Origin of the sequence: Rhizobacter sp., from assembly GCF_031412495.1 — a bacterium.
Classification (GTDB): Bacteria; Pseudomonadota; Gammaproteobacteria; order Burkholderiales; family Burkholderiaceae_C; genus Schlegelella_A.
This window is the reverse complement of record NZ_JANODC010000123.1, coordinates 22932-30637: the sequence shown is the minus strand read 5'-3', so window position 1 is coordinate 30637 and position 7706 is coordinate 22932. Positions and strand designations below refer to the sequence as shown.

6 protein-coding genes and 1 pseudogene are annotated in these 7706 nt (G+C 71.4%); 5 read left to right on the top strand and 2 right to left on the bottom strand.

The features are described 5' to 3' along the window. Positions 1 to 1279: nitrite/sulfite reductase (locus AC30N0_RS04550; protein WP_489516743.1), on the bottom strand; the 1279-nt coding region annotated here is incomplete at its 3' end. Positions 1280 to 1447: 168 nt separating this feature from the next. Here AC30N0_RS04550 and AC30N0_RS04545 point away from each other — a divergent pair. Continuing rightward, a complete protein-coding gene (locus tag AC30N0_RS04545; RefSeq protein WP_489516744.1) occupies positions 1448 to 2323 on the top strand; it encodes a patatin-like phospholipase family protein in 876 nt (291 codons plus the stop codon). 95 nt (positions 2324 to 2418) lie between these two features. Here AC30N0_RS04545 and phaP read toward each other — a convergent pair whose 3' ends face one another. Continuing rightward, complete coding sequence (gene phaP, locus AC30N0_RS04540; protein WP_489516742.1) at positions 2419 to 2973, bottom strand: TIGR01841 family phasin; 555 nt, start codon at positions 2971 to 2973, stop codon at positions 2419 to 2421. Between the two features lie 159 nt (positions 2974 to 3132). Here phaP and AC30N0_RS04535 point away from each other — a divergent pair, with 159 nt between their 5' ends. The 4 genes and pseudogenes from AC30N0_RS04535 to AC30N0_RS04520 form a co-directional block, all read left to right on the top strand. After that, a complete protein-coding gene (locus AC30N0_RS04535; RefSeq protein WP_489516741.1) occupies positions 3133 to 3585 on the top strand; it encodes an acyl-CoA thioesterase in 453 nt (150 codons plus the stop codon). Continuing rightward, positions 3582 to 4295: a nitroreductase gene (locus tag AC30N0_RS04530; protein ID WP_489516740.1), complete on the top strand. Its 714-nt coding sequence runs from the start codon at positions 3582 to 3584 to the stop codon at positions 4293 to 4295. Before AC30N0_RS04535 ends, AC30N0_RS04530 begins: the two co-directional genes overlap by 4 nt. Then, positions 4292 to 5290, top strand: coding sequence for a 2-hydroxyacid dehydrogenase (locus AC30N0_RS04525; RefSeq protein ID WP_489516739.1), 999 nt, complete (start codon positions 4292 to 4294; stop codon positions 5288 to 5290). The genes AC30N0_RS04530 and AC30N0_RS04525 overlap by 4 nt, the downstream gene beginning before the upstream one ends. A 69-nt stretch (positions 5291 to 5359) precedes the next feature. Further along, positions 5360 to 7177: pseudogene (locus AC30N0_RS04520) on the top strand (AsmA family protein); the annotation flags it as partial. Positions 7178 to 7706: the final 529 nt, after the last annotated feature.

Sequence of the window (7706 nt, the reverse complement as noted above, 5' to 3'; positions counted from 1 at the left end):
GGATCATGAGGGTCAGGTTGCCGACGTGCGGCGGCCCGAAGCCGGCTAGCCGCGCCGCCTGCCAGAGGGCCGGCAGCTCGGCGGCGCGGACCCAGGGCAGGACCAGGTTCTGGTCGTGCGATACGCGGGCCTCGCCGGCGCTGAAGCGATCGGCCAGGTCGGCGGCCAGGTCCATCTGCTCGGCCGACGCGTCGCCAGGCGCCTGGCCGGCGCGCTTCAGCGACAGCGTGACGGCGCGGTAGCCGGCGAGCCGGTGCGGGTGGACGTTGCGGTCGAGCCAGCGCGTGTAGGCGGCCGGGCGCGAGCACGGCGGCTCGGCAACGGCGTTCTCGAGCGGGGCGACGCCTTCCGGCAGCTCGAAGTGGGCCGCGACCCGGGCCAGCTCGGCCTCCGTGATGCGGTGCTCGGAGCCGTCGAGGTCGCGCTCGAGGATGGCGCGGTACTCGGCGTTGACGGCGTCGACGAACTTCTGCCCCTCGGCCTTGACCAGGATCTTGATTCGCGCCTTGTAGATGTTGTCGCGCCGGCCGTAGCGGTTGTAGACGCGGACGACGGCCTCGATGAAGACCAGGATGTCCTGCCAGGGCAGGAAGTCGCGCACGACGGTGGCGATGATCGGCGTGCGGCCCATGCCGCCGCCGACGCGGACCTCGAAGCCGACCTCGCCGGCGTCGTTCTTCTTCAGCTGCAGGCCGATGTCGTGCCAGCCGATGGCGGCGCGGTCTTCCTCGGCGCCGCTGACGGCGATCTTGAACTTGCGCGGCAGGAAGGCGAACTCCGGATGCAGCGTGCTCCACTGGCGCAGGATCTCGCAGTACGGGCGCGGATCGACGATCTCGTCGGCGGCGACGCCGGCGAAGGCGTCGCTGGTGATGTTGCGGATGCAGTTGCCGCTGGTCTGGATGCCGTGCATGTCGACGCTCGCCAGTAGCTCCATCACGTCGGCGGCGTCGGGCAGGGCGATCCAGTTGAACTGGCAGTTCTGCCGCGTCGTGAAGTGGCCGAAGCCGCCCTGGCCCGGGTAGGGGCCGTCGGCGCGGCCGTCGTACTCGCGGGCGATGCGGGCGAGCGCGCGCAGCTGCCGCGAGCTCAGCTCGCCGTAGGGCACGGCGATGCGCAGCATCGGCGCATGGCGCTGGAGGTACCAGCCGTTCTGCAGGCGCAGGGCGCGGAAGTCCTCGTCGGCCAGCTCGCCGGCGAGATGGCGCTGCAACTGGTCGCGGAACTGCGCGGCGCGCTGGTGCACGAACGTGCGGTCGAAGTCGGTGTATCTGTACATTGGCGGACCGGCGAGTCTAGGGAGGGCTGTCGTTGCTGCGAACCATCGAATCGTCACTCGCATATGCCGGTGACGCATAAGGCTCGGGAGTCCGGGCGGGAGCTCGTCGACGACCGGCGGCGCGATGCCGTGCGCGCGCTCGTCGCAGCATTCGGTGTTGCCGGCGGTGTGCTGACGCTCGGCGCCTGCGCCAGCAAGCCGGCGCCCGCGGCAGCGGCAGCACCGGCGGCCGTAGCCCTGCCCGCACCGCCCCCACCTCCACCCCCGCGACGGCCGCGCATCGGGCTGGCCCTCGGCGGCGGCGCGGCACGCGGCTTCGCGCACATCGGCGTGATCCAGGCGCTCGAGGAAAACGGGCTGCTGCCCGACCTCGTCGTCGGCACCTCGGCCGGCAGCGTCGTCGCGGCGCTCTACGCGTCGGGCCGCAGCGGCCGCGAGCTCGCCGGCATCGCCGACGCGATGGACGAGACGGCCTTTGCTGACTGGTCGTATCCCGGGCGCGGCCTCATCCGCGGCGAGGCGCTGGCCCGGTTCATCCGCGACAAGACCGGCCGCCTCGACATCGAGCAGATGCGCGTTCCGCTCGGCATTGCCGCCACCGACCTCGACAGCGGCGAAGGGGTGCTGTTCCGCAGCGGCGACACTGGCACGGCAGTGCGTGCCTCGAGCGCCGTGCCGGCGGTGTTCCAGCCGGTGAAGATCGGCAAGCGCGAATACGTCGACGGCGGCCTGTCGGCGCCGATCCCGGTGCACCACGCGCGCGCCATGGGCGCGGAGTTCGTCATCGCGGTCGACATCTCGGCTGTTCCCGAAGGCAATTCCACCGGCGATGCCGCGCGCATGCTGATGCAGACCTTCGCCATCATGGGCCGAGGCCTGAAGAACCACGAGCTGCGCGCGGCCGACATCGTCGTCCAGCCGGCGCTGGCCGGCGTTTCCGGTGCCGACTTCTCGACCCGGCGCCAGTCGATCCGCGCCGGTCGCGACGCCGCCCTGGCCCAGCTCGCCGAGCTGCGCGGGCGCCTGGCTGCGAGGACGCACTGAACGAGCGCCGGGCAGAAAAAAGCCCGGACGAATCCGGGCTTGTCAGTTCCTCGACGGCGCCGCGGGGCAGCGCCGTCGAGGCAGGGGTCGGTCGCTCAGGCGGCGACGCGCTTGCCCTTGCTCGCGGCTTGCGTCGCGCGCACGGCCGTCGAGGACACGGCCTGGAAGTTCGCATCGGCCACGTCGGCGGCTTGCTTGACGGCCTTCTGCATGCTTTCGAAGGCGTTGTTCGCGGCGGCAACCGCGGACTTCACCAGGGCGACGGCGTTCTCGGTGCCGGCCGGCGCGTTCTTGACCGCGTTGTCGACGACAGCCATGAACTTGGCCTGGGCCTCGGCGCCGGTGGACTCGGCGACCTTGGTCACTTCGGCACCGGTGGTGGCGGCGATCTCGTAGAGGTGGCGGCTGTAGGCAGCTGCCTTCTCGGCGGCGGGCTGGAGCAGGCTGGCCTGCAGGGCGAGCAGTTCCTGGCCGTCCTTGACGGACAGGGCGGCTTGCGTCGTCTCGGCGGCTTCGACCATGGCGGCGCGGGCCACCTGGACGTTCAGCTCGATCAACTTTTCCATGCCTTCGAAGGCCTTGCTGGTGAGACCGAAGAGGGTCTCGACGTTGGCCTTGTGGGAAGTCATCAGTTGTTCGACGGTCATCATGTGGGGTCTCCTGAAAGGGTTTGTGGCTGGGGAACCAACCACGGGATGCTGCAGTGCAACAAGAACGAATTGTAGAGGTAAACCCGAGGATTGCAAGCCTGGAATGGTGCAGTGCACCACTTTAGATGCGCCGGCCTAGAACAGAGACAATCCGCGCCCATGACTGCTGAGCCCGCCTCCGTCGCCCGGCCCGCCCCCTGGCCGCGCTCGGCCTACCGCCGCTTTGTGCCGATGACGACGCGCTGGATGGACAACGACGCCTACGGGCACCTGAACAACGTCGTCTACTACAGCCTGTTCGACAGCGCCGTCAACGGCGTGCTCATCGGCGCCGGCGCGCTCGACCTCGAGCGCAGCGAGGGCATCGGCCTGGTCGTCGAGACGCAATGCAACTACTTCGAGCCGCTCGCCTTCCCGCAGCCGCTCGAGGCCGGCGTGGCGGTGGCCCGGCTCGGCGCCTCGAGCGTCCGCTACGAGGTGGGCGTGTTCGCTGCGGGCGCCGAGCGCACCGCGGCCCGCGGCCACTTCATCCACGTCTGGGTCGACCGCGCATCGCGGCGGCCGGTGCCGCTGCCGGCCGGCCTGCTCGCCGTCGTCAAGGAACTGCAATGAACCCCGAACCTGCCGCCGCCCGCGCCGTCGAGGCCGCCATCACCTCGCGCCGTTCGGTGCGCGCATTTCTGCCGACGCCGGTGCCGCGGCCGCAGATCGAGGAGATCCTCTCCGTCGCGGCCAGGGCGCCCTCGGGCACCAACACCCAGCCGTGGAAGGTCTACGTCCTGACCGGTGCCGCCCTGCGCTCGCTCTCGGAGCGCCTCGTTGCCGCCTACGACGATCCCGCCGAGCGCGAGCGGCACACCGAGGAGTACGCCTACTACCCGACGCAATGGAACTCGCCGTTCATCGAGCGCCGGCGCAAGGTCGGCTGGGACCTCTACGGTCTGCTCGGCATAGCCAAGACCGACAAGGAGCGCATGCACGCGCAGCACCGGCGCAACTACGAGTTCTTCGGCGCCCCGGTCGGCCTCATGTTCACCATCGACCGCAGCATGCGCCAGGGCAGCTGGCTCGACTTCGGCATGTTCCTGCAGAGCGTGATGGTCGCCGCGCGCGGCCTCGGCCTCGACACCTGCCCGCAGGCCGCCTTCATCCAGTTCCACCGCATCATCATGGAGGTGATCGGCGCCCCGGCGAACGAGCAGCTGGTCTGCGGCATGTCGCTCGGCCACGCCGACCCGGGCGCGGTCGAGAACACGCTCGAGACCGAGCGCGAGCCGGTCGAGCGCTTCGCCACCTTCATCGACCAGGAGAAGTCCTCGTGAAGCCTGCCGTCCTCGTCTGCCGCCGCGTCTTTCCCGAGGTCCTCGAGCGCCTCGGCCAGTACTTCGACGTCGACGCGAACCAGGCCGACGCGGAGTGGACGCGCGACGAGCAGATCGCGCGCCTGCAAGGCAAGGCCGGCGCCTTCATCACCAGCACCAACCCGGTCGACCGGACGGTGCTCGAGCGCTGCCCCGGCCTGCGCGCCGTGTGCAGCATGTCGGTGGGCTACAACAACGTCGATGTCGCGGCGTGCACCGAGCACGGCGTACTCTTCTCGAACGCGCCCGACGTGCTCACCGAGACGACCGCCGACTTCGGCTTCGCCCTGCTGATGGCCGCGGCGCGACGCATCACCGAGAGCGAGCATTTCCTGCGCCGCGGCGAGTGGACGAAGTGGTCGATCGACATGTTCGTCGGCGCCGACCTGCACCGGGCGACGCTCGGGGTCCTCGGCATGGGCCGCATCGGCCAGGCGGTGGCGCGGCGCGGCGCGCGCGGCTTCGACATGCCGGTGCTGTACCACAACCGCTCCCGCCTCGACGCCGGCATCGAGGCCGAGATCGGCGCCCGCTACGTCGACAAGGAGACGCTGCTGCGCGAGGTCGACCACCTCGTCATCGTCGTCCCGTACACGCCGCAGTCGCACCACACCGTCGGCGCCGCCGACCTGGCCCTGATGAAGCCGACCGCGACGCTGGTCAACATCGCGCGCGGCGGCATCGTCGACGACGTGGCGCTGGCGGCGGCGCTGCGCGAAGGGCGTCTGGCCGCGGCCGGGCTCGACGTCTTCGAAGGCGAGCCGGAAGTGCATCCCGACCTGTTGGCGCTGAGCAACGTCGTCCTCACGCCGCACATCGCCAGCGCCAGCCTGCCGACGCGCCGGCGGATGGCCGACCTCGCGGTCGACAACCTCATCGCCGCCTTCGACGCCGACGGGTCGGGTCGGGCCATGCCGACGCTGCTCAACCCGCAAGCGCGCCAGAAGCGGTTGTAGGAGCGGACCCACAGGTCGCGCCGTCGCCCACCGATAGGTCGCCCAGTTTCGCCCCCGGACAATCGGGCCATGAAGAACCCGCTCGCTGCCTGGCGAGCCGGCGTGCGCTGGCCGCTCGTCTTGCTGTCGCTGCTGGTCCCGCTCGTGCTCGGCGTCGGCATCTGCGAAGCGATCGGTTGGCCGTTCCTGGTCGGCCCGGCCCAGCGGCAGCTGGCCAAGACCCTCGACCGCCGCGTCGTACTCGGCGCCGACCCGGCCGTCGACTCCGGCGTTCGCATCGGCCTGCTCGGCAGCGTGCGCGTGCGCGCCGCCGTCATCGAGGTGGGCGCGCCGGACTGGAGCCAGGCGCCGCACACCTTCCTGGCCCGCCGTGCGCAGCTCAAGCTCGGCTACCTGGACCTCTGGCGCGCCTGGCGCGGCGAGCCGCTGCACATCCGGTCGCTCGAAGCTGCCGAGCTCGACAGCATCCTCGAGCGACAGGCCGACGGGCGCGCGTCCTGGCAATTCCGCAACAGGACCGACCAGGCCGAGCAGCCCGGCGCGCTGCCGACCTTCGGCGTGCTGCGCGTCGGAGACGGCCACGTCGCTTTCGCCGATGCCATCCTGCCGGCGCGGATCGACGCCCGCTTCGCCCTCAGTGATGGCAGCGGCGGCGCCGTCGCGGCGCCCGGCGCCTCGGCTGCGGGAGCCTCTTCGCCGGCGAGTGCGGCGCAGGCCGCGAGCGTTCCCGGCGGCGGCGAGCGCCCGGGCTTCGTCGTGCGCGCCGGCCGCGCCGCGACGAACGCGTCGGCACCGGCCGAGAGCGTGGCGCTGGCGCCCGGCGAAAGCGGCCTGCGCCTGAAGGCGAGGGGGCAGTACAAGCGCCTGCCGGTTCTCGTCGACCTGCGCACCACCGGCGTGCTCGCCTTCGTCGGAGAAGGCGCCGAGGGGCGGACCCAGCCGCTGGCCCTCTACGCGAGCATCGGCGGGGCCGACCTCCACTTCGAGGGCAGCACGACCGACCCGCTGCGCCTGGCGGCGCTGAAGGGGCGGTTCAAGCTCGCCGGCCGCTCGCTCGCTGCTGCGGGCGAGCCGCTGGGGATCACCTTGCCGGCGACGCCGCCGTTCGCGACCCGCGGCCAGCTCATCAAGGACGCCGGGCTCTGGAAGGCCGTCTTCGACGACGCCAGGATCGGTTCCAGCCAGCTGAACGGCGCGTTCACGTACGACAGCCGGAGCAAGGTGCCCCTGCTCGCCGGACGCCTGGGTGGCGCCCGCCTGGTCCTGGCCGATCTCGGGCCGGCGGTCGGCGGCGGCCCCGCCCCGGCGGATCAGAAGGGCACGCGCCCGGGGCGCGTCATCCCGGACCGGCGCTTCGACCTGCCGTCGCTTCGCGCCATGGACGCCAACGTCCTGGTCGACATCGGCATGTTCGACCCGGGCACCGAGATCATCGAGCCGCTCCGCCCGGCGCGCGCGCACCTGATGCTGGCCGGGGGCGTGCTCACGATCGCCAACTTCGAGGGGCGCACCGCGCAGGGCAGCCTGCTCGGCTACCTGCAGCTCGACGGGCGGAGGAACCAGGCGCTGTGGACCGCCGACCTTCGCCTCGCCGGCGTCGACCTGGCCCGGTTCCTGCGCCTGAAGCGCTCGGGCGATGCGCCGCCCTACCTGTCCGGCAAGCTCGATGCCCTCATGAAGGTGAAGGGCTCCGGTCGATCCACGGCCGAGATCCTGGGTAGCCTGGAAGGCGACCTGCGCCTGCACATGCGCAACGCCGCCATCTCGCACCTGGTCGTCGAGGCGATGGGCATCGACATCGCCCAGGCGCTCGGGCTGGTGGTCAAGGGCGACGCCGCCCTGCCGATCCAGTGCAACGTCGCCGACCTGGACATCGTCAAGGGCGTGGCGCGGCCGAAGGTGTTCATCATCAACACCCGCGACTCGGCGATCTGGATCGACGGCACGGTCTCCTTCCGCGACGAAAGCCTGGACCTCCGCGCCGTGGTCTCGCCGAAGGACTTCAGCCCGCTGACCTTGCGCACGCCGCTGCACGTGAAGGGCACCCTCGGCGCGCCGAAGGTGTCGGTCGAGATGGGCAAGCTCGCCGGCAAGGCCGGCGCAGCTGCGCTGCTCTCGCTCCTCAACCCGCTGGCCGCGATCATCCCGTTCATCGACACCGGCTCGAACGAGGACGCGAAGAAGGCCGGTGCCGAGTGTGCCGACCTCGTTCGCACCAGCGGCGTCATCCCGCCGGCGGTGCGGAACCCGAAGTCGGCGCCCGTGCCGCAAGGCGCCAGCGTCCCGGCCGCGGGCACGGCAGCGACCCGGAGAGGCGCCGGCGCGGCAGGCGCCTGGCGCAGGTCAGACGTCGCCGGCCTTGCGCTTGTTGCTGACGAGGTCCTCGCCCTTCGAGTGCGACTTGCCGGCCTCCTCG